This window comes from Paenibacillus sp. J22P51 (assembly GCF_059692215.1).
On sequence record NZ_JCAUAZ010000001.1, the window covers coordinates 1,169,414 to 1,189,574 of the forward strand.

Sequence of the window (20,161 nt, forward strand, 5' to 3'; positions counted from 1 at the left end):
CCCCTTTAAGTCAGTTAAAATGGCGCATTATAATCTCGTACGAGTGCTTTGCAGTATAATTATCTTCTAAATATTTTCTTGAATTTAGTCCCATTTGCTTCCTTAATCTTTCATCACACAACAGCTGTACTTTTTTATTAAATTCTTCAACACTGCTACTCTCACACCAGTACCCAAACTGTCCTTCTTCTATTACTTTTCCAATATCGGTATTAACATCAGTGGCTGCTAGCACCGGCATAGAAGATTGCATATATGAAAGTAGTCTTGATGGGAAATTTGGTATTGTAAATCGTTTATCAAGAAATATTAATCCAACATCACAAGAGTTAGCTAGAATCTCATAATCATCTTTTCGTAATTGGGAAAACAACTGTGCGTTCTGTAGTTTCTCATTATCAAAGAAGGTTTTGAGCTTAGTAAATTCTGTCCCTGATCCAGCTATGACGAAATAAACTTGGTCGTTAGCTTTATTTGCCTTCAAACACTCAATCAAGAATTCAATACCCTGTGGTTTTCCAAGATTTCCTCCATATATGAACACCGTTTTATCAAGAGGTATACCATACTTTTCTTTAATCTCGGCTATTCTTTTCTCGTCTTTTTCGATGATTAATGGGTCTATACTATTAGGACATATCTCAACAATATCAGAAGATATTTCTGGATTATGTTGTAATAAAAAATCTGCGTTTGCCTTTGACATACACCCTATATAGTCAGATAGCTTATAGATTTTTTTTTCTTTGGTTCTAAAATAATTATATAGAACGCTTTTAATCCCCGTCTTCTTTAGAATACCAAGATCAACTGCATTTTGCGGAAAGATGTCCTTTAACAACAAATATGCCTTTGCATTGTCTCGTTTTTTCACGTATTCTACTGCTCTTTGCAAAGTAATGGGCGGAGTGGAATATATAACGAGATCAAATTTCACATTAGAAAAATACTTTTTAATACCTTCTAAAAACTTTGATTCCAAAGTAAGAGTCGAAATACCTTTTTCTATCAAATTAGTCTTTTGGGTATTTCCGATTTGTAATTTAAGTATTTTATTAGTACCCTTATCTACTAAATCTGTAGGTTGTTTCTTCCTCTTCTCGGTTGGGGAAATAATATATACGTTATGGTCATCTATTACAAACTGTCGCAATAGATCAGTGTATATTCCACTTTCCTCAATTGTCGAAAAATCTAGTAATGTTAAAAAAAGTATGTTCATTCCTTTTGTTTCCTCGCCGGAACGCCTACATAAGTTCCGCTTTCCGTTAAATCCTTAACCACCACAGCACCTGCTCCAACTTTACACTTGCTGGTGATGTTTATGTTATTGCTCACTACGCTACCAATACCTAACCAAGACCCATGTCCAACTTTTACCGTACCTGCTAAATGTGAACCAGGTGAAATATGAACAAAATCTTCGATTACATTGTCATGGTCTATCGTAGCACCAGTATTGATAATGCATCCTTTTCCGATTTTGGTGCAACAGTTAATCACAACTCCAGCCATGACGGCTGTTCCAGGTGCTATGTCAACCTGTTCTCCAACAACAGCATTGGGGTGAATTAATGTAGGTATACTTGCACCCTTAGCCTCAAGACACTCCTGAATCTTTTTTCTTATTGTGTTATTTCCAATACCTACAAAAATGTCGCAATCATTTATATGTGCAAATGCTTCAACTGATTTCCCGATGACTTCTATTCCCATATAAGACTTAATGTTCTCATCATCATCTAGGAAAGCAATGCTCTGCCATTTATCCATTTTTAATGCAATATCAGCTACAACTTTACCCTGGCCACTGGCTCCGATTATGAAAAGTTTATTGTTCATAATTCCATTCTTTCCTTTTTAGTTCCCTTAAAAAACTCCATTGTCGCAGAAGTCCCTGAATTAATACCTTCCCTAACAAAAACCTTCTTAATAGTTAGAAAAACAATTTTCCAATCTCCAATGAAGCTTATATTGTCTACATATTCTACATCGAGATTAAATTTTTCTTCCCAACTAATCGCATTCCTTCCGCTTACCTGTGCCAAACCAGATAAACCAGGTCTTACTTCATGACGGCGTTTTTGATGGACGTTGTACAGAGGGAGATATTGAACTAGCAATGGTCTTGGCCCTATGATAGACATATCACCTTTTATAATATTAAAAATTTCCGGAAGCTCATCAAGGGAGGTAGAACGTAAGAATCTCCCGAATTTAGTTAATCTAATAATATCAGGAAGTAACTCACCATTCTCATCCCGTTCATCAGTCATAGTCCTAAACTTATACATCATAAAAGTCTTCTCATTCAGTCCTGGTCTCTGTTGTTTAAATACAATTGGACTACCCAACTTCACTCTTACAAAAATAGCAACTATCAGAAGAACTGGACTGAGAACAATAATAGAAATTAAAGAAAGTATGAGATCCATCGGCCTTTTTATAAATCTTTTATAAATATTTCCTTTAGAAGGTTTCATCACTTTAACCACAAACCTGTAATAATCTTTACGACTTTCTCCAAATCTCCATCCGTCATTTTCGTATCAGAAGGTAAACAAACACCGTTTTCAAACAACTTCTCAGAAACATCTCTACCAATAAAACGATAATTTTCAAAAAACGGTTGCAAATGCATTGGTTTCCATATGGGTCTAGACTCAATATTTTCTTTTTCAAGAGCCTCCATAATATCTATTGGTCTAACCTTGCTACTTAAAGTCATGGAGCTCAACCAATAATTCGGCTCATTCCAGTCATTGCTCGGCATGAATTCAACACCATCAAGTTCACCAAGTTCACTCTTATAAAATTCAAAAATATATTTTTTCTTTTCAACTCTCTGATCTAAGATCTTAAGCTGCCCTCTACCAATTCCAGCAACCACATTACTCATACGATAATTAAATCCTAATTCACTGTGTTGATAGTGCCTTGCTTGGTCTCTACTCTGAGTAGCCCAAAATCTTACCTTCGCAATACGCTCTTTATTGTCAGAAACTAGCATCCCACCACCAGAAGTAGTAATAATCTTGTTCCCATTAAAAGAGAAAATACCATAATCCCCAAAGGTACCTGTATGCTTTCCTTTATAATAAGTACCTAAAGATTCAGCAGCATCTTCTATAACTGTAACATTGTGTTTCTTGCAAATTGCCATAATCTTATCCATATCAGCAGATAATCCATAAAGGTGCACTACTATTACTGCCTTTACTTCCGGAAATTTCTCAAAGGCTTCTTCCAATGCTTTTGGACACATGTTCCAAGTCTCATAATCACTGTCGATAAATACAGGAACAGCATTTTGATAGATTATTGGATTCGCTGTTGCTGAGAAGGTCAGAGTCGGACAAAAAACGATATCTCCTTCACCAACACCTGCCGCTCTTAATGCTAGATGGATAGCCCCTGTACCAGAAACAAGTGCCGCTGCATCTTTAGAACCAACTTTAATCGAAAGCTCTTTCTCAAATTCATTCACATTTTCCCCAAGAGGAGCAATCCAGTTAGTATCAAAAGCTTTCTTGATATATTGCATTTCATAACCCTCATCACTCATATGTGGTGATGAAAGAAATATTCGATCTCCCATTATCAAAGACTTCCTTCCTTATTATTGCAGATTCAATTATACTTAGCGTTTGCTTTTCAAAGTGCACTACTCCCTCATTGTAGTATGAAACTTACTGCAATGAGCATTTAACCCACATTACTAAAACTCGGCACTAATTGCTTCACAGCCTCACGAACAGTCCCTCTTTTCTCCGCGATCACTTGTTCCAATCGCAGGATCTCCAAAGCAAGCTCACCATGACTAATCTTCACTGGACTACCTACGAAGATTCGATCATGTGTTGTATTTCCAAGTCCCTCTTCATTTAGAAGCAGTTCTTCGTAAAGCTTCTCTCCTGGACGAATCCCAGAGAATTGAATCTCGATGTCAATGCCAGGTTCAAATCCGGATAGACGGATAAGATCAGTTGCTAGATCCACAATTTTGACAGGTTCCCCCATATCGAGAACGAATACTTCTCCACCTCGTGCGAAGGATCCAGCTTGAATAACAAGTTGTACAGCTTCAGGAATTGTCATGAAGTAACGTACCATTTCTGGATGGGTAACTGTAACAGGACCACCCATTGCAATTTGCTCTTTGAAATGCGGGATAACACTCCCCCGACTACCGAGCACATTACCGAAGCGTACAGCTACGAATTTTGTCTGGCTAACCGAGTCTAAATTTTGAATGATTAATTCAGCTATTCGTTTAGTTGCACCCATTATGCTAGTAGGGTTAACAGCTTTATCCGTTGAAATAAGGACGAATCTCTCAGCATTGAATTGGTGGGCACATTCTGCAACATTTCTGGTCCCGAATACGTTATTCTTAATAGCTTCCGCTGGATTGCGCTCCATGAGCGGAACATGTTTATGTGCAGCTGCATGGAAAATAACTTTAGGCTGAAAAGTTTGAAAGACTTCCTTCATCCGGTCTATATCCTGGACATCTGCGATAACAGGTTCTATTTTCAAAGTAGGAAATAGTCTATGTATTTCTTTCTCGATCCCATAAATACTGTTCTCACCATGACCCAGTAGTATCAACTTGCTTGGCTTAAATGGTGCAATTTGTCTGCACAGCTCGGAACCAATCGATCCACCTGCACCAGTAACAAGCACAACTTTATCTTGGACATAATTAGCAATACCCTCTAGATCGATATTAATTGGGTCCCTGCCTAACAGATCCTCGACTTGGACATCTCGAATTGCATTTATCGTTACTTTGCCTTCAATCAAATCATTAATCCTAGGGATGATCTTCATTTTGGCTTTCGTATGCTTGCATATCGTAATAATTTCAGATACTTCTATCTTCGAGACAGACGGCATTGCGATAATGATTTCTTCAATCTCGCCAGCTTCCACGATTTGAATAATATCATTCCGATCACCAAGAACAGGCAGCCCCATAATCAAATGCTTGAACTTGAATGGATCATCATCCACAAAGGCGACAGGGTACACCGGTGAGTTCGAATTATATTTCAATTCTTTGGCAATCAGAATTCCACAATCACCCGCACCAATAATTAAAGCTTTTCTTTGGTCTGTCTTCTTCTTATAATATTTATCTCTAAATATTCTCCAGAGAAATCGACTTGCTCCAATGATAAGGATCATGTTCTCCATAACCCTAACGTAGATAGAGAACGGCACTCTTGGTTCATGTAACACAAGCATGATGAAGTATGACAGTGTGCATGTAATCACAACAGCCTTTATAATCGAAATGACTTCACCTATACTAGCATATTCCCATACACGCCTATACATTTTGAAGTGGTTCAAACAAACTGTGCCAATCACAATGGATATCGCAGAATATTCTATCCACTGTGTCATATATGCATGTGGAATATGCAAGTCAAACCTCAATAGATAAGCAATAACAACACTTAGCCAAATCAAAATCATATCGAATAGAACTAGTATCGTCTTTCTGCTGCCAAATTTCACTGGAATCCCCCGCTAGTAGATTATCTTACTAACTTTCACCATAATAATAGTAGTAGTAGGCATCTTTATTTTTACGATCTACATTGTTTAGAACAACTCCGAGTATTCTAGCTCGAACATTTTCAAGGTTTTGTTTCGCTTTGAGAACAACATCTCTCTTCGTTTTGTCTGAATTTACAACAAGTATTACACCATCTGAGCGTGTAGCAATGATCTGAGCGTCAGTTACTGCAATTGCCGGGGGAGCATCGATAAGAATAATATCAAATTGCTGCTTTAACTCATCGAGTACACTTAACATTTTTTTTGAAGAAAGAATTTCAGATGGGTTAGGTGGAATCGGTCCCGAAGTTATGATTTGCAAATTGGGAACAAATGAGACCTGCAATACGTCAGTAATGGTAAGTTGATTCGTTAATAGATTAGTTAGACCCAAACGATTAGATACTTGTAAAGCATGATGCAAAGTAGGTTTCCTAAGATCCCCATCTATAATTAATACTTTCTTATCCGCTTGCGCATAGGCGACTGCAAGGTTGATCAACGTCGTTGATTTCCCTTCCCCAGGTCCTGCAGAGGTTACCATAACAACTCTCAACTCTTCATCGATTGAAGAAAATTGGATGTTCGTTCTCAGCGCCCGATATGCCTCGGAAATTGGTGATTTGGGATTCTGATGAGTAATTATAGGTCTCTTATTGGCTGAGTTTGACATGTGTTTGTTCCCCTACCCTTTGTTCTTTCTGTTGCTTACTATGATGTTGAAAATCTTCTGGCTTCATCTTCATTATCATGGTTAAGGTTGGTAGACCTAAGTATTGTTCTACTTCTTCCTCAGTCTTTAATTTATCGTTCAAATATTCCAGCAAGAATGCAATTCCTAATGCAATCATGAGTGATACAACGAAGCTGATAGCTACATTTAATTTCTTGTTCGGTTTAACAGGTACGGGCGCTTCTATATCTTTGGCTTCATTCAATAAGGAGATATTGTCTACTTTCATAATCTTAGGAATTTCACTCTGGAATACAATTGACACGGCATTCACGATTCTCGCTGCTCGATCATACGAGGGATCTTGTACGATAAGGGTCATCACTTGTGTATTGTTAACCGAGCTGACCTTAACCGTCTTAACTAATTGCTCGGCACTAATTTTCAATTCTGGGTAATCGGCAACGACCTTATCCATAATTCTTGGCGTTCGAATGATTTCTTTATAGGTGTCAATTAGTCTGAGATTCAAATTGATCGATTCGGTGTCAATGCGGGATACCCCTACTTGATCATTTGATTTATTAACAATTAATTTCGTTGAAGCTTCATACACGGGCTGCATAAAAAAGTAACTGATAATACCTGTTGTTACTGTCGCCAGCACAACTATTGCGATTATCATCCACACCCTTTTTCGCAAAATTTTCAAGTAATCCTTTAATTCGAGTTCCATTACTTTCCCTCCATAGCTATGATGTCGAATATCGTCATCAGTTGTATAATTACTCATCTTAGACATTACAAGGAATCCCCCCCTTATGAAGAGAGGAGGATTCCTCCTAGTATAAGTCTATTCTTATTTGTTCAATAAACGATAAATTACGACAGCTGCTTGCGCACGTGTAGAGTTCGCATTTGGATTAAATAAATTGCCTTCTTCACCAACGATGATACCTTCGCTTGCTGCGAGAGCCACACCATTTTTCAATGAAGCATTAATTGTATCTACATCTTTGAAGCCTTTAAGGACATCGTCAATTTTACTTACTTCAAGGGATGCACCTTTAAGCGTCAATGCTCTTGAAGACATAACTGCCATCTCAGCACGTGTAATTTGTCCATTCGGATCAAATTTGTCATCGGATTTCCCGTTAACGATTCCGCTTTTCACAGCTGCTGCTACATAGGATTTGAACCAATCCGAATCATTAACGTCGCTGAAGCTTTCTGTTGCACTTGCATTTTCCAAGTTAAAAGTTTTAACAATCAATTTAGCAAATTCAGCGCGTGTTACTAATCCATTCGGTTCGAAGACTTGATTAGCGCGACCTTCAAGAATACCTTTCGCTGCTGCTACTTCGATCTGTCTTCCAGCCCATGTTTTAACAGAAGCTGTATCACCGAAAGACACTTTGTTTTCAACAACGGTGTAAGTTGAGAAGGAGTTACGCACGCCATTCAACACACCATCTTCGAATTTACCACCGTAGAACTCTAATTTTCCGTCAACGATTTTCGCAAGTGTAAGTAACTCTGTATCGAAGTTTTTGCCGTTTGGAACTGGGATGCTTACTTCAACAGGTGTATCGAAGCTTTCAATTTTGTTACCGCCCGAAGTGAACTCGAATTCATATACACCCGATGCTACAGCAAGTGTAGTTACGCTCGTTGCAACTGTTGCATCTTGACTTGTTACTTTAAGCGTTGCGTCAGCACCAAATTCAGCTGGATCTACAGCAAGAGTAAGACCATTTAATCCTACAGCAACTTTGTCAACGCCAGCGGCAATTGCAGCAGCAAGCAAATCTTTCGGGAATGGAATTTCTGTTGATTTGGCGCTAATTGTACCGAAGTTAAGTGTAAGTGTAACTAACTCTGTTTTAGCATTGGGATTCAATGCTTTTAATTTGTCATTTAGCAATTTAGACTGTGCCGCAATATCTTTAACTTTGCTAACTAACCCAGCAACATCAAGCTTTGGTTTAGCAATTCCGTTCTCTACAGTAACTAATGAAGCAAGATCTAGAGTTGAAAGTTTTGCAATAGCTGCATTGACTTTCTCTTGAGCTTCTTTGAGAATTGCTTCTTTCTTCTCTGGAGATGCTCCAGCGATGTCTTTGAAAAGACCCGTAATTTCTGAGATTGCTTTGTCAGCATCGCTTTGAACGCCGCCGCCACCACCACCGCCACCTGTGGATGATGCCTGTGTGAATGTCACTGGGCTGGTTATGTATAGAAGAAGTCCGAACTTATTGTCACGCGCTTGAATAATACCTGACCCAGTAGTTGATCCACTGTTAAGTGATAATACACCACTTGACAAGTTAACATTTGTTCCACTTTGCAATGACCAAGTAACATAGTTATTGACCGATTGCGTGAAAACTTTAAGTCCTGGTTGTAATGAAGTCGTTGTGCTAGATACTGCATATTGCTGAATGTCTCCTGCAAGCAGGTATCTTACTCCGGCAGATTCGATGGCAGATCTAGCTGATTTAGCTTTTACACCTGCTGGTGCGTCTACTCGTGCAATTTCATTAGCTACATTGTTTTGGAAAGCATTCAGATCGCCTAAGGTTATGCCATAGAGATTTAGAAAGTTGCTAATCAAAAGATCTGGGTTCGTCTTATCAACAGGCTGATTCAACACTTTATTCGTAACGATATCATTTACTGCGTTTTTGATAACTTGTGAATTGCTGCCGTCGCTTAGAAATGCAGTAGCGATTGCTATTTTAAGCGTTGTTTTGCTATCCGCTTGTTGCAAGGCTGCAAGAGCAGCTTGTTGGAAATTAATTACGCTTTGTTTCGTTAACCCTTGTGGATCATCAATTCCTGGAAGTCCTACTCCCTCGAATAAATTGTTAATGACAGTCCGATTGGCAGGCTCATTGATTAATTCGTCAACCGTTGCGCCTGACTCGTCATAGAACAAGTCTAATCCATTAAAAAGTGTAAATACTGGATTTAAATCAATTGGAATAGTTGACTTAGTATTTATTTTCGTCCAAATATCCCCAAGAAGCTCTATCTTCTTAGCTGAATTAAATGTTGGGGTATTCGTATTATTCTTAATATAATCTCTAGTCGCTCTTACATCAGTAATTCCTTGTGTATCTCTTGCAAGTTCGGTGCGCAGGGCATTCAATTGATCTTGAACAGTTGCTGCAGATGCCACACCGGCTGTAACTCCTAGTTGGTTAGCCAAACCTTTTTCGCTTAATGGAAGTCCTGCAATGGATGCAAACATAAAGCTTGCTGCCAATGTTGTTACGGTTAATTTTTTTTTCATCGTCATGCTAAATCCACCTCATTAAATTAGTTGTCTTGCTTTATTTGGATTTCCAAAACTGAAACCATTTCGGCTTCGACCAGACAGGGTAGAGTGATTCAATGGGTAAGTTATGTATGACCCTGTTGGCATTATTTTGGAAGGAACTCACATATTGTTGTCCAAGCTCAGCACTTATAGTTTCATAAGCTTCGGCAAGAGCAAACCCACGTTTCGCCGTGTTGTGTGCATCTGACGAAACAAAATGAGTAAGGTTGTTTTTACATAAATCCAACGAAAATGACTGAATGGATTTACCGAAATGGCCTAGTAATGAATGAGCTGTTACTTGTGTCAGGGTCCCGAGCTGCACTAGCTCAAGTAGCTTCATCGGATTACCGATGATCTCACGATTACGCTCAGGATGTGCAATAATCGGCACAATATCCATTAGTTGTAACTCATACACGATTTCTTGAATACCCGTAGGTATTCGGTCAGATGGGAATTCCAGTAGTATGTAACGAGAACCACCCAAGGTGGTTGAACGTTTTGCTTCCACATCTTCAATTAAATCTCGATACACTCGGATCTCTTGACCAGCATGAATGTGTAGAGGGATATTCCTTCTATTCAGTTCCTCTTGAAACGCTTTAACCTGCAGCTCTACGCAGCCAGCGTCATTCGTAAACCTGCCATTCTCATGATGCGGGGTAGCAATAACTGTATGTATACCCTGTTCCACAGCTTCCCTTGCCATGTGAACAGCTTGCTCCAAATCAGATGCCCCATCATCTAAATCTGGTAGTATATGACTATGTATTTCAATCATCGGAAACCCCAATCACTAGGACTAGCTCGTACTATTCGACAGAAAATTAGAATTTTTGGCATTTTTCTGGGTGAAAGTCTTACGAAAGTATAGCATATTAATAAATTATTGCCTACCAAAAAAATAGGAAAATAGCACCACAACGCTATCTTTATGTAATCTTTATTAAAAATATATCTTTGTAAAATATCCGAATTTTACATAAAATTCAGGCAGTAAGTCCGATACGTTCAAATAGTAGCATTTTCCTATCTATTTCGACAAAACATGACAAATTACCCATTCGTTTCGACAAGTTCCCCCATGAAATTAATATGTGAATTTTCAGTTAAATTTAACTTGCTCAGAAAAAAGGAAGCCTCTTATGTTTTTTACATAGGAGGCATTAGTTCAAGAACTAATCCCCAATTTACTTCCTAAATTTAAACAAATCACAGATCCCCACGAAAAAGACAACAATCGTTGTGAGTACAATGAATCTGAAATCCCAGGCATTCGGAAACTCATTCATTTTGGTATCAGTAGCCCGAAGAATTAAAACAAAAAATAATAAAAGCAAATCAAAAAACATGCAATAGGCCATTCTTGCTGAGAGCTTATACAGTGGGAGTTTGTCCATCATTCTGCCGAATCCAAATAAATCACTCCACTTCCCGGATTCAGGCTTCGACTTCTGGGGGGTGTTGTCTTTATCCTCCTTCTTGTCAGCGATCGGCCTTGGCTCGTTTGACATTCTCCTCGCCAGCTCCTTGCAATGGCTCGGCAGCATCCTGCCACATCAAAACGGCTCCAACGAAGCTTACACCTACAATGAAAATCCCCCCCAAAGGTGATAGCAGCCTCAACTCCCATGTCAAGATGATAGCTAGAAAGCTTACTAACATTAAAATGTAAGCGCCCGTTATTTTCATTGAGTTCCCTGCCATGATCTTCTACACCTCCCTTATTATGAAACTAAAGTAGTATATGAGAGATTCATAGATTACGTGTTAGGCAGCAATCGGCATCAATTACACAGCTAAAAAGACCTAAGGGGTCGTCACCCGCTCAGGTCTTTGGTTTTAAGCACGTTAGCCTATCTGTTCAACAAGCTTCCAACATAACGCAGCAATTCATTCGCACAAACTGGGCAATACCCATGCTCATCGATCAACTGCTTCGTTACGTCGTTAATTTTCTTAAGCTGCTTCTCATCTGGTGTTTTCGTTGAGGTTGTAATCTTCACGATGTCCTTCAAATCAGCGAATAGCTTCTTCTCAATCGCTTCACGAAGCCGCTCGTGACTGCTGTAGTCAAATCTTCTGCCTTTGCGTGAGTAAGAAGAGATGCGGATCAATATTTCTTCGCGGAAAGCTTTTTTCGCATTTTCCGATATCCCAATCTGCTCTTCAATGGAACGCATGAGGCGCTCATCTGGATCCATCTCCTCGCCGGTTAACGGATCCTTAATTTTCCCCCAGTTGCAGTAAGCCTCAATATTATCCAAGTAATTATCGAAAATCGTTCTGGCCGACTCTTCGAAGGAGTAGACGAACGCTTTCTGCACTTCCTTCTTGGCAATATCGTCATATTCCTTACGAGCAACGGAGATGAAATTGAGGAAGCGCTCCCGCTCATCCTTGGTAATCGATGGATGCTGATCCAAACCGTCTTTCAGCGCACGCAGCACATCTAAGGCATTAATACATTGGAGATCCTGACGGATTAAGGCACTTGAAATTCGGTTGATGACATACCGCGGATCAATTCCGCTCATGCCTTCTTCTTGATATTCATTTTGCATTTCCTTCAGATCAGCTTCTTTGTAGCCTTCAACCACTTCACCGTCGTACATGCGCATTTTTTTGATCAAATCCATACCTTGCTTCTTCGTTTCCTTCAAACGCGTGAGAATGGAGAAGATCGCAGCCACACGAAGCGCATGAGGCGCAATATGAATGTGTGACATATCACTCTGCCCAATAAGCTTGTAGTAAATTTTCTCTTCATCTGATACACGCAAATTATAAGGGATCGGCATCACAATCATACGAGACTGCAGGGCTTCATTTTTCTTATTGGCGATAAAGGACTTATACTCCGTTTCATTCGTATGCGCGATAATTAATTCATCGGCACTAATTAGGGCAAAGCGACCCGCTTTAAAATTACCCTCTTGGGTAAGCGAGAGCAAATTCCACAGGAATTTCTCATCACATTTCAGCATTTCCTGGAACTCCATGATACCCCTGTTCGCCTTATTCAGCTCGCCATCGAAACGATACGCACGAGGATCAGACTCGGAACCAAATTCCGTAATCGTCGAGAAGTCAATGCTTCCCGTTAAATCCGCGATATCTTGCGATTTGGGATCTGATGGACTGAAGGTACCAATCCCTACACGTCCTTCTTCGGAGACAAATACACGCTCCACATGCACATCTTCAATACAACCGTTGTACTCCGTCTTCAGACGCATTTGGCACGATGGACATAAGCTGCCTTCAATTTTCACATTAAGCTCGCGCTCAATCTCTGGTCGCAGTTCCATTGGAATCAAATGAAGCGGCTCTTCGTGCATCGGACACCCTTTGATCGCATAGACTGCCCCTAAATCTGTTTTGGAAAATTGCTCTAATCCGCGTTTCAGCATGGTCACAATTGTGGATTTCCCACCGCTTACAGGACCCATTAGCAACAAAATACGTTTACGAACATCCAATCGACGGGCAGCGGAATGGAAATATTCTTCCACCAGCTTCTCAACGGCACGATCCAGGCCAAAGATCTCTTGGTTGAAAAACTTGTAGGATTTGTGGCCGACTTGGTCGTTGATGCCTTGCGAAGCAATCATGTCATAGACCCTTGAATGCGCAGTTCTCGCGAGTCCAGGATTACTGCGAAGCAATTCTATGTACTCCGCGAACGTACCGGTCCAGCTCAATGAATCCTTCTCCGTACGATGCTCTGAAATTCTTTTGAATATGTCCATGGGTACCTCCTTTCACTGCTGCCTTTACTGGCAATAGGTCAGCTCGTGATGGTGAATTGTGTACTACAATCCTATGCACCCAAGAAGGATAACTTGCCCGAAATTTTAAAGAGAATATGGATTTGTTCCTTTCTCCAAAAATGTCACTACATCATTGGAAAACGATCGACTCCTTGAAAACTAGATGAAAACAAGTGGAGAACGGGGTTAACCCAAAGTGAAAACCAACCAATTCCACATCTGGATTGTGTTGTCGGGAGGTCATGCAGTAGGGGCTTCACACGAGGACCATCACAAGTTACTCGAGGTAACAGGCAATTAGTCTGGGTGGAGCTAGTTTGATGCTGGCGTTAGGTTTATAAAGGACTGGCTTGTTGGGGGAGGGGGGATGGATCCTGGAGCGTTCAGATTAACTGTGTTGGTTGATGAGATGGTGCGGCGCTAAAAATGGGATAAAACGGAGTAATCGTATGGGTAATCGTGTTTTAAGTAGCTAGCCATACACTAGGATAGACACGTTACCAGGTCAGGCGGTGATTTCTGCAAACAAATTAGATGGATTTTCTGTAGCTAATTTATTCAACATAGCAAACGTTAGGCGATTAAATGGGTTTCCTACAGTTAATTTCATACATTCCCCTCGGATTTCCCCAAATCGGCTGAAATAACTGGAGTTTTTCCAGCTAATCGTCATTTTTGCGGAAACAGGGCGGAATTAACTGTAGGTTTTCCAGCTAAATCGTACGGACATCTCCACGTGAGGAAATCGATCAAGCTCAGCGAAGACCTCACGCTGCGATCACGACCATTGTACTTACTTATGCCGTTCGTTCGTCGCACGCGCAGTTTACCGCAACGCTTACAGCAGCCGCTGTAAGCGTAAGATCGTAAACCGGTTGCGCACGAACAGCGCATCCTGCAGCGACGCCTCCACCAGCGCTGGCTCCACGCCAAGCTGGTCCGGCGTTACCGGCCCATGCACCGCCGCTAGCCACGCAGCAAGCTGCTCCGGCGCCGGAACCGCGCGGGCGATGCTCTGCACATCGCCCCAATGCGCAGCGATGCGCGCTTGCAGCGCACGCGCATCCACCCCCATCGCCGACGCATTCTCGGCGATGATGGCCTCGGCCATGGCCCCGTAGGCCGCCCGGATGCGTTCCGCATCCGTCTGCGCACTCGGGGCCTGCCCTTGCGCTAGGCGCGCAGCGGCCTCGTCGGCCGAGAGCCCCAGCAGCGCTCGATAGCGCTGCGCCATGAGCACGGTCGCGACGCCGACCTTCGCGCCGTGCAGCAGCGCCCGACGGCGCTGCTGCAGGAGCACCATCTCCCAATAATGGGAGAGATGGTGCTCAGCCCCAGAGGCCGGCCGCGAGTGGCCGACCAAGAGCATGGAAAGGCCGGATAGGATCAGGCCTTCCATCAATCGACGCATGCCCAGCTCGGTGCGCTGCGCAATCTCTTCTAGATGAGCGGTGCACAGCTCCACCGCTTCCAATGTCAAGCGAGCGCTGAGCTCGCAGTAGTGCTCATCCAGTAGCACACGGCCGAGCGACCAGTCCGCGAGGGAGGTGTGCTTGCCGAGCATGTCGCCAACGCCAGCCGCAATCATCGCCTGCGGCGCCGCAGCGAGGATGCCCAAATCGGCGAAGATCGCCTCAGGCGCAGAGCAAGGAATCGTCTGTTTGAAGCCGCGAACGATGAGCGGAGCGCCAACAGAGGCAAAGCCATCAACGGATGGAGCTGTAGGCACGGAGAGGAAAGGCCGATTCGTTCGGTGACTCACGAATCGTACAATGTCATGAATCGTCCCCGTACCCACTGCCATCAATACCTGTGAAGTAGTCGACGTGTCTAACATCAATTGAACGATTGCTCCCTCATCAGCGGCGACTTCCCCCATCCCGTTCTCACGAATCAAGCTCAAGCCAACTCTCACCTGCGCTTCTTCCAACAACGAGCGAAGCTTATCACCAGCCACTGCATACGTATTCGTGTCCGCGACAAGCGTTACTTCCTCATAGCCCGCTTCCCTCACATAATAAACAACATCAGCTATAGCCTCTCGTTCTATGACAATACGGCGAATCGGAACTTCATGCTTTTGACCGCAGGCGCACGCCAAACTTTTATCCAACCATTCCTGTAACAATTCACTCATATCTCTCATCTCCTGTCCTGTACGTACAAGTGATTCTCCCACCTATTCTAGCGTAACCTATGCTATAATAAAAGCCATTCTATCAGACTTTTTGCATGAAAAGAGGAGAAAAGACCCTCATGCCGATCCAAACCGAAACCGAGCTCTATGCACCGATTAAACACTTCTTCGAGCAGCGTGGCTATACCGTCCGCGGGGAAGTAAAGCACTGTGACTTAGTGGCAATTCGTGGCGATGAGCCCCCGGTTATTGTTGAACTAAAGAAAGGCTTTAATATCCCGCTTCTCGTTCAAGGTATAGAACGCTTGAAGCTCACCCAAGACGTATATGTCGCCTTCGAGCTCCCTAACAAAGGAAAAGCCCCCCACCGCTTACAATGGGAGGATATCCGTCGACTATGTCGCATGCTGGGGCTTGGCGTCTTAACTGTTCAATTCTACAAACGCAAACAGCCCACAGTCGATCTCGTCTGTGAGCCTACACCCTATACGCTTCGCCCGAACAAAAGGGCTTCTGGAAAGCTTATGACCGAATTTCATGAGCGCAGTGGCGACTATAATGTGGGAGGAAGCTCCCAGCAGAAGCTAATGACAGCGTATCGTGAGAAATCGCTTCACTGCGCTTATCTGATGCAGCAGCACGGTCCTTTGAGCCCACGCAAGTTGCGAGAATTTACCAACAATATGAACGTCAGCTCGCTTCTACAGCAAAACTACTATCGTTGGTTTGTGAGACAAAGCCGCGGCATCTATCATCTTACGCCTAACGGCGAGAAAGCCTTACAAGAGTATGCTCACGTAGTAGCAGCATTCCCAGCCGTGTCTGTCCCTTAGTCTTTTTCTATGTCTAATCCACTTACCGTCTGTCCCAAAACTTCTCAAGCCTTTGTTCCACTTTTCCTTTTAGTCAGCCTGAGAACGAATAACAACCCGATGCACATTCGCTTCCTCATTCATCCTCAGCAGCGCTTTGTTCATCCAAATCGCCGCCTGTGAGCCTTCCCCCATCGCGATCGTCACTTGCTCCGCATGAACGCCAACATCGCCGGCGGCCCATACGAACGGGATACTCGTCATTTTACTCCGGGGATCGGTCATAATATGCCGATTCTCCATGCGTTCAGCGCCAAGCTGTCGCGCCAAATCTGACTTTACTTCATTCCCGCCGAATGCAATAAAGCCTCGGTCTGCTTGCAAGAGTCCGCCATCTTTAAGCATGACTCCCTTGAATCGCCCAGGCGAATCCACCACAACCTGGGCAAGATCTTCCGTCACATAAGTAATGCCCCTATTCTTCATTTCCAACAGAAACTCACTTTTCACAGCTCGATTTTGGTGATTCACATAGATCATCTTATCTGTGCGATGACGAAGTTTAATCGCCATAGCAGCTCCTGCATCACCTGAGCCCATCACGAGCGTACTTCGATCCCTAATCTCATAACCATCGCAATCCGGGCACACATACACCGTAAGTCCCAAGCATTCCTTCAAATTCGGTAATTCAGGCATGCGGTCCATTAAGCCCGTTGCTAACAGAAGCGTCCTCGCTTCATATCCGCGCCCGCTTTTTCCCCATAGCTCGAAGCCATCACCGATTCTTCCTTTGACGACAGCCTGTACGACTTCATCTTGGACAAATGCAACCCCTAGCTTCTCAGCTTGCAGCCTGCCTAATCGCCGCAATTCCTCCCCCGATACCCCATCTGGCCAACCTAGAATATTATGATAGCTTCTGCACAGGGTAGAACGACCGTAACCAGCGTCAACCACAAGTACTTTATGCTCATATCTGCCTAACTGAATCGCCGCTTGAAGTCCGGCAATGCCTCCTCCGACGATAATACTATCCACTCTCTCCATTTGCACAATGCCCCTCTTCTCCAATTCACTACCATCTAGGATAACCGAATTGAGGGACTATCATCCTTATATAGGTTGTTCAAACTCTCACTTACTTGCCTATCGATTCTTGAGCGACCAGACGATACCAAACTGCGTTAGAGCGGCTATTAGCAGGATCCAAGGAATAAGGCCGCCATCCAAGTCGCTGCCGAAGATAATGAGAACGAGAATGGAAATCACCCGTCCTACATTCAAGAAAAACTCCCGAACAACCACGCTTTCTACTTTTAATTCGCCTCTCAGAGGAAGCCTAGCAATCAAGCTATAATAGTAGCCTGTCATGGTATTCCCTTGAAGCGGTGCGAAGATCGAATACAGAATCATAAAGCCGACCACGGACCACACATTTAAACTTCCGATAATACAGGAGATCCCCACAAGATAGCCCACTGTCGAAATCGTAAGATACATCCTCGCTCTGCTCGCGTTTGCATATTTGGAAATAAAGATCCCCATAACAATACTTAAACTTGAATAGAGAACACCGAGATAACCTACCAAATCCTCACGCGGCAGCACCTTGAATAAAAGGATGTTAGGTAGAAACAACATCGTCCCCTGAAGCAAGCCCATGACGAAGAAGCCAAGCAGCGCTTTTGACCACTCTTGCTTTTTCTTCATGATGAGCCCGGTATATTTTAAATAGTAAACACGGTGATGGCCGCCTAATGCCTTAATTTTCATAGAAATGATCGCAGCAAGTAAGAACATGAAGAAAGCAATCGAGAAGACGATGGTATAGCCGCTTAGACCTTCTTTTAGACGAATAATGAAGCCAGCGAGGGCTGGCCCCGCGAGAGTAGCCGCTGTAAAAAACATCATATTATAAGCGAGATATCGAATCCGATTCTGCTCGGTTGACACATCATACATGAGGGTTAAATAGCCGACCCAGTAGAAGCTGCCTGCAAGTCCATTAAAGATCGCAAATAGGACGTAATATTCAACAAGCCGCTCCCCAGCAATACTCACACTTAAATAGAAGAGACCAATCAGTACGATACCCAACCGGTAAGATACCATGCGATCCTTCTTCTTAATCATATAACCGCCAATGGCGAACCCAATCGGTGTTAGGATATAAACGATCATACTGTATGTACCATTCACGACAACACTATGCGTTAACCGCCATAAGTATAAATTGAGAAACACCCCTGACATGGAAGCTCCGAATTGAAAAATAGAATGAATAAGTAGGGAAATGACCGCCTCATGAGACAGCTTTTTCTCAAGTGGAAGTGTAGTCCCTCTGCTTTGCAGCCATGCTCTAATTTTTAGAATCATGATAGACCTCCAGTCCTCTTCATTGTAACAGCCATTGTCACATCTGTTAAATAGCAAAAAGCCTCAGCATTGGCGCTGAGGCTTGTCGTACGTCTAGATTCGGGTTACTTCTTAAGGCTATCCCATGTTTTCTGGAATTCTTCCAACATTTGATCCTTCGTATACTTCTTAGCTACGTAACCTTGCATAACATCGCCGAATTTTTTACTGGATGCTTCGCCACCAGGGAATTTGAACCAGTTCCAGCTCAATGTTTTGCCAGCTTTGCTGTACGTGATGATGTCAGCAGCTAATGGTCCAAGTACTTTCTCATCAGCAGGGATTGTTTTGAACGCTGGGATAAACTTGAATTCTTCTGTGATGTATTTCTTACCGATATCGGAGCTAACCATCCAGTTCAAGAACTTCTTAGCTTCGTCTTTTACAGCAGAATTTTTATTAACTACCCAGTTATTCGGTACGCCTACGAACAATTTGTCATTCGCAGCAGCGTCATCGCTGATCGGCATTGGCAAGAAACCAATTTTGATGTCTGGGTTTGTTTTTGTAATTTGAACTTGTGTCCAGTTACCTTGTTGCGTCATGGCTGCTTTACCCGTTGCGAAATCCGTTACTTGTGTGTTGTAGTCGGTTTGCAATGGGTTTTTGTTACCATATTGCAATTGCAAGTCGAACAATTTCACCCATTGATTAAACACTTCGTTACCCGTAATCTTCGCAGTTCCTTTGTTCAAACCATCGATAAACGCATTCGGATCCTTCTGATAAGCAAACGGAAGGTTTACGAAATGGTTTCCTAGTACCCACCACTCGGCATAGCCTGTTTCAAATGGTGTGATACCCGCATCTTTTAGCTTTTTAGCCGCTGCTTCTAATTGAGAGAACGTTTTAGGAAGCTCAGTGATGCCCGCTTTGGCAAATAGATCTTTATTGTATTGGAAGCCATAACCTTCAAGGTTAAGCGGTTGACCGTATAACTTTCCACCCTTGGTCATTGGCTCTTTCGCTACATCCACAAGATCTTTAACCCAAGGTTGATCCGATAGATCTTCCAAGTTCTCGATCCATTTATCTAGATCAGTGAAACCACCGTTGTTGAAAATATCCGGTTTGTCACCTGCGTTAAATTTCGCAAGAAGGGCAGCACCGTAGTCAGCTCCACCGCCGACAGTGTCAACTTGGATTTTCACATTCGGATTCAGCTTCTGATATTCTTGCACCATTTTGCCAAGCTGATCTGCGATCTCTACTTTAAATTGGAAGATTTTAATAGTAACTGGCTTGCCGCTAGCAGCAGGCGTTGTTGTTGCTGTGGATGCTCCTGAAGTTGGAGCAGGACTTGCTGTCTCGTCTTTTTTACCGCAACCAGCCGCAAGTACTGATAAGGACAGTACAGCCGCCATTGAGACCATTGTTAATTTTTTCATTTAGGTAATGCCTCCCTTTATAATGTTTCCTCGTTTAACTCTCCGTGCTTTGTTCTTACGTTGCTTC

General features: G+C 42.6%; 17 protein-coding genes. 1 reads left to right on the forward strand and 16 read right to left on the reverse strand.

Going from position 1 to position 20,161, the window contains the following annotated elements; translation table 11 throughout:
• Positions 1-10: 10 nt before the first annotated feature.
• The 13 genes from AC58QC_RS04660 to AC58QC_RS04720 form a co-directional block, all read right to left on the reverse strand.
• Positions 11-1,222 (reverse strand): glycosyltransferase family 4 protein, encoded by a 1,212-nt coding sequence (locus AC58QC_RS04660; RefSeq protein WP_497414012.1) that lies wholly within the window; start codon positions 1,220-1,222, stop codon positions 11-13.
• Complete coding sequence (locus AC58QC_RS04665) at positions 1,219-1,842, reverse strand: acetyltransferase (protein ID WP_497414013.1); 624 nt, start codon at positions 1,840-1,842, stop codon at positions 1,219-1,221. The genes AC58QC_RS04660 and AC58QC_RS04665 overlap by 4 nt, the downstream gene beginning before the upstream one ends.
• On the reverse strand, positions 1,839-2,483 hold the full coding sequence (locus AC58QC_RS04670) for a sugar transferase (RefSeq protein ID WP_497414014.1): 645 nt from the start codon (positions 2,481-2,483) through the stop codon (positions 1,839-1,841). The genes AC58QC_RS04665 and AC58QC_RS04670 overlap by 4 nt, the downstream gene beginning before the upstream one ends.
• Positions 2,483-3,598, reverse strand: a complete 1,116-nt coding sequence (locus AC58QC_RS04675; RefSeq protein WP_497414015.1) for a DegT/DnrJ/EryC1/StrS family aminotransferase — start codon at positions 3,596-3,598, stop codon at positions 2,483-2,485. The genes AC58QC_RS04670 and AC58QC_RS04675 overlap by 1 nt, the downstream gene beginning before the upstream one ends.
• Before the next feature lie 107 nt (positions 3,599-3,705).
• The gene (locus AC58QC_RS04680) at positions 3,706-5,526 is read right to left on the reverse strand and encodes a polysaccharide biosynthesis protein (RefSeq protein ID WP_497414016.1); all 1,821 of its coding nucleotides are present in this window, start codon (positions 5,524-5,526) and stop codon (positions 3,706-3,708) included.
• 28 nt (positions 5,527-5,554) lie between these two features.
• Positions 5,555-6,241, reverse strand: coding sequence for a CpsD/CapB family tyrosine-protein kinase (locus AC58QC_RS04685; protein ID WP_497414017.1), 687 nt, complete (start codon positions 6,239-6,241; stop codon positions 5,555-5,557).
• Positions 6,222-6,977 (reverse strand): YveK family protein, encoded by a 756-nt coding sequence (locus AC58QC_RS04690; RefSeq protein WP_497414018.1) that lies wholly within the window; start codon positions 6,975-6,977, stop codon positions 6,222-6,224. Before AC58QC_RS04690 ends, AC58QC_RS04685 begins: the two co-directional genes overlap by 20 nt.
• Positions 6,978-7,100: 123 nt before the next feature.
• Positions 7,101-9,542: an S-layer homology domain-containing protein gene (locus AC58QC_RS04695; protein ID WP_497414019.1), complete on the reverse strand. Its 2,442-nt coding sequence runs from the start codon at positions 9,540-9,542 to the stop codon at positions 7,101-7,103.
• Between the two features lie 34 nt (positions 9,543-9,576).
• Positions 9,577-10,347: a tyrosine-protein phosphatase gene (locus AC58QC_RS04700; RefSeq protein WP_497414020.1), complete on the reverse strand. Its 771-nt coding sequence runs from the start codon at positions 10,345-10,347 to the stop codon at positions 9,577-9,579.
• Between the two features lie 409 nt (positions 10,348-10,756).
• Complete coding sequence (locus tag AC58QC_RS04705) at positions 10,757-11,080, reverse strand: hypothetical protein (protein ID WP_497414021.1); 324 nt, start codon at positions 11,078-11,080, stop codon at positions 10,757-10,759.
• Complete coding sequence (locus AC58QC_RS04710) at positions 11,052-11,273, reverse strand: hypothetical protein (RefSeq protein ID WP_497414022.1); 222 nt, start codon at positions 11,271-11,273, stop codon at positions 11,052-11,054. Before AC58QC_RS04710 ends, AC58QC_RS04705 begins: the two co-directional genes overlap by 29 nt.
• Positions 11,274-11,422: 149 nt before the next feature.
• A complete protein-coding gene (locus AC58QC_RS04715) occupies positions 11,423-13,318 on the reverse strand; it encodes a PrkA family serine protein kinase (RefSeq protein WP_497414023.1) in 1,896 nt (631 codons plus the stop codon).
• An 859-nt stretch (positions 13,319-14,177) separates the two neighbouring features.
• Positions 14,178-15,476 (reverse strand): sn-glycerol-1-phosphate dehydrogenase, encoded by a 1,299-nt coding sequence (locus AC58QC_RS04720; RefSeq protein WP_497414024.1) that lies wholly within the window; start codon positions 15,474-15,476, stop codon positions 14,178-14,180.
• Between the two features lie 119 nt (positions 15,477-15,595).
• On the opposite strand from AC58QC_RS04720, the gene AC58QC_RS04725 reads away from it, so the two are divergent.
• Positions 15,596-16,309 carry a DUF2161 domain-containing phosphodiesterase gene (locus AC58QC_RS04725; RefSeq protein ID WP_497414025.1) on the forward strand — a complete coding sequence of 238 codons (714 nt, stop codon included), beginning with the start codon at positions 15,596-15,598 and terminating at the stop codon, positions 16,307-16,309.
• 69 nt (positions 16,310-16,378) lie between these two features.
• Here the strand turns inward: AC58QC_RS04725 and AC58QC_RS04730 are convergent, their stop codons facing one another.
• From AC58QC_RS04730 to AC58QC_RS04740, 3 genes are all read right to left on the reverse strand, one after another.
• A complete protein-coding gene (locus AC58QC_RS04730; RefSeq protein WP_497414026.1) occupies positions 16,379-17,338 on the reverse strand; it encodes an NAD(P)/FAD-dependent oxidoreductase in 960 nt (319 codons plus the stop codon).
• Positions 17,339-17,437: 99 nt separating this feature from the next.
• Positions 17,438-18,667: an MFS transporter gene (locus AC58QC_RS04735; protein ID WP_497414027.1), complete on the reverse strand. Its 1,230-nt coding sequence runs from the start codon at positions 18,665-18,667 to the stop codon at positions 17,438-17,440.
• A 104-nt stretch (positions 18,668-18,771) separates the two neighbouring features.
• Positions 18,772-20,094, reverse strand: a complete 1,323-nt coding sequence (locus AC58QC_RS04740) for an ABC transporter substrate-binding protein (protein WP_497414028.1) — start codon at positions 20,092-20,094, stop codon at positions 18,772-18,774.
• Between the last annotated feature and the right edge of the window lie 67 nt (positions 20,095-20,161).

Bases quoted from the DNA above. Each gene is read 5' to 3' on its own strand.
- AC58QC_RS04660 (WP_497414012.1), bottom strand. From the start codon at position 1,222: ATGAACATACTTTTTTTAACATTACTAGATTTTTCGACAATTGAGGAA.
- AC58QC_RS04665 (WP_497414013.1), bottom strand. From the start codon at position 1,842: ATGAACAATAAACTTTTCATAATCGGAGCCAGTGGCCAGGGTAAAGTT.
- AC58QC_RS04670 (WP_497414014.1), bottom strand. From the start codon at position 2,483: ATGAAACCTTCTAAAGGAAATATTTATAAAAGATTTATAAAAAGGCCG.
- AC58QC_RS04675 (WP_497414015.1), bottom strand. From the start codon at position 3,598: ATGGGAGATCGAATATTTCTTTCATCACCACATATGAGTGATGAGGGT.
- AC58QC_RS04685 (WP_497414017.1), bottom strand. From the start codon at position 6,241: ATGTCAAACTCAGCCAATAAGAGACCTATAATTACTCATCAGAATCCC.
- AC58QC_RS04690 (WP_497414018.1), bottom strand. From the start codon at position 6,977: ATGGAACTCGAATTAAAGGATTACTTGAAAATTTTGCGAAAAAGGGTG.
- AC58QC_RS04695 (WP_497414019.1), bottom strand. From the start codon at position 9,542: ATGACGATGAAAAAAAAATTAACCGTAACAACATTGGCAGCAAGCTTT.
- AC58QC_RS04700 (WP_497414020.1), bottom strand. From the start codon at position 10,347: ATGATTGAAATACATAGTCATATACTACCAGATTTAGATGATGGGGCA.
- AC58QC_RS04705 (WP_497414021.1), bottom strand. From the start codon at position 11,080: ATGTCAAACGAGCCAAGGCCGATCGCTGACAAGAAGGAGGATAAAGAC.
- AC58QC_RS04710 (WP_497414022.1), bottom strand. From the start codon at position 11,273: ATGGCAGGGAACTCAATGAAAATAACGGGCGCTTACATTTTAATGTTA.
- AC58QC_RS04715 (WP_497414023.1), bottom strand. From the start codon at position 13,318: ATGGACATATTCAAAAGAATTTCAGAGCATCGTACGGAGAAGGATTCA.
- AC58QC_RS04720 (WP_497414024.1), bottom strand. From the start codon at position 15,476: ATGAGTGAATTGTTACAGGAATGGTTGGATAAAAGTTTGGCGTGCGCC.
- AC58QC_RS04725 (WP_497414025.1), top strand. From the start codon at position 15,596: ATGCCGATCCAAACCGAAACCGAGCTCTATGCACCGATTAAACACTTC.
- AC58QC_RS04730 (WP_497414026.1), bottom strand. From the start codon at position 17,338: ATGGAGAGAGTGGATAGTATTATCGTCGGAGGAGGCATTGCCGGACTT.
- AC58QC_RS04735 (WP_497414027.1), bottom strand. From the start codon at position 18,667: ATGATTCTAAAAATTAGAGCATGGCTGCAAAGCAGAGGGACTACACTT.
- AC58QC_RS04740 (WP_497414028.1), bottom strand. From the start codon at position 20,094: ATGAAAAAATTAACAATGGTCTCAATGGCGGCTGTACTGTCCTTATCA.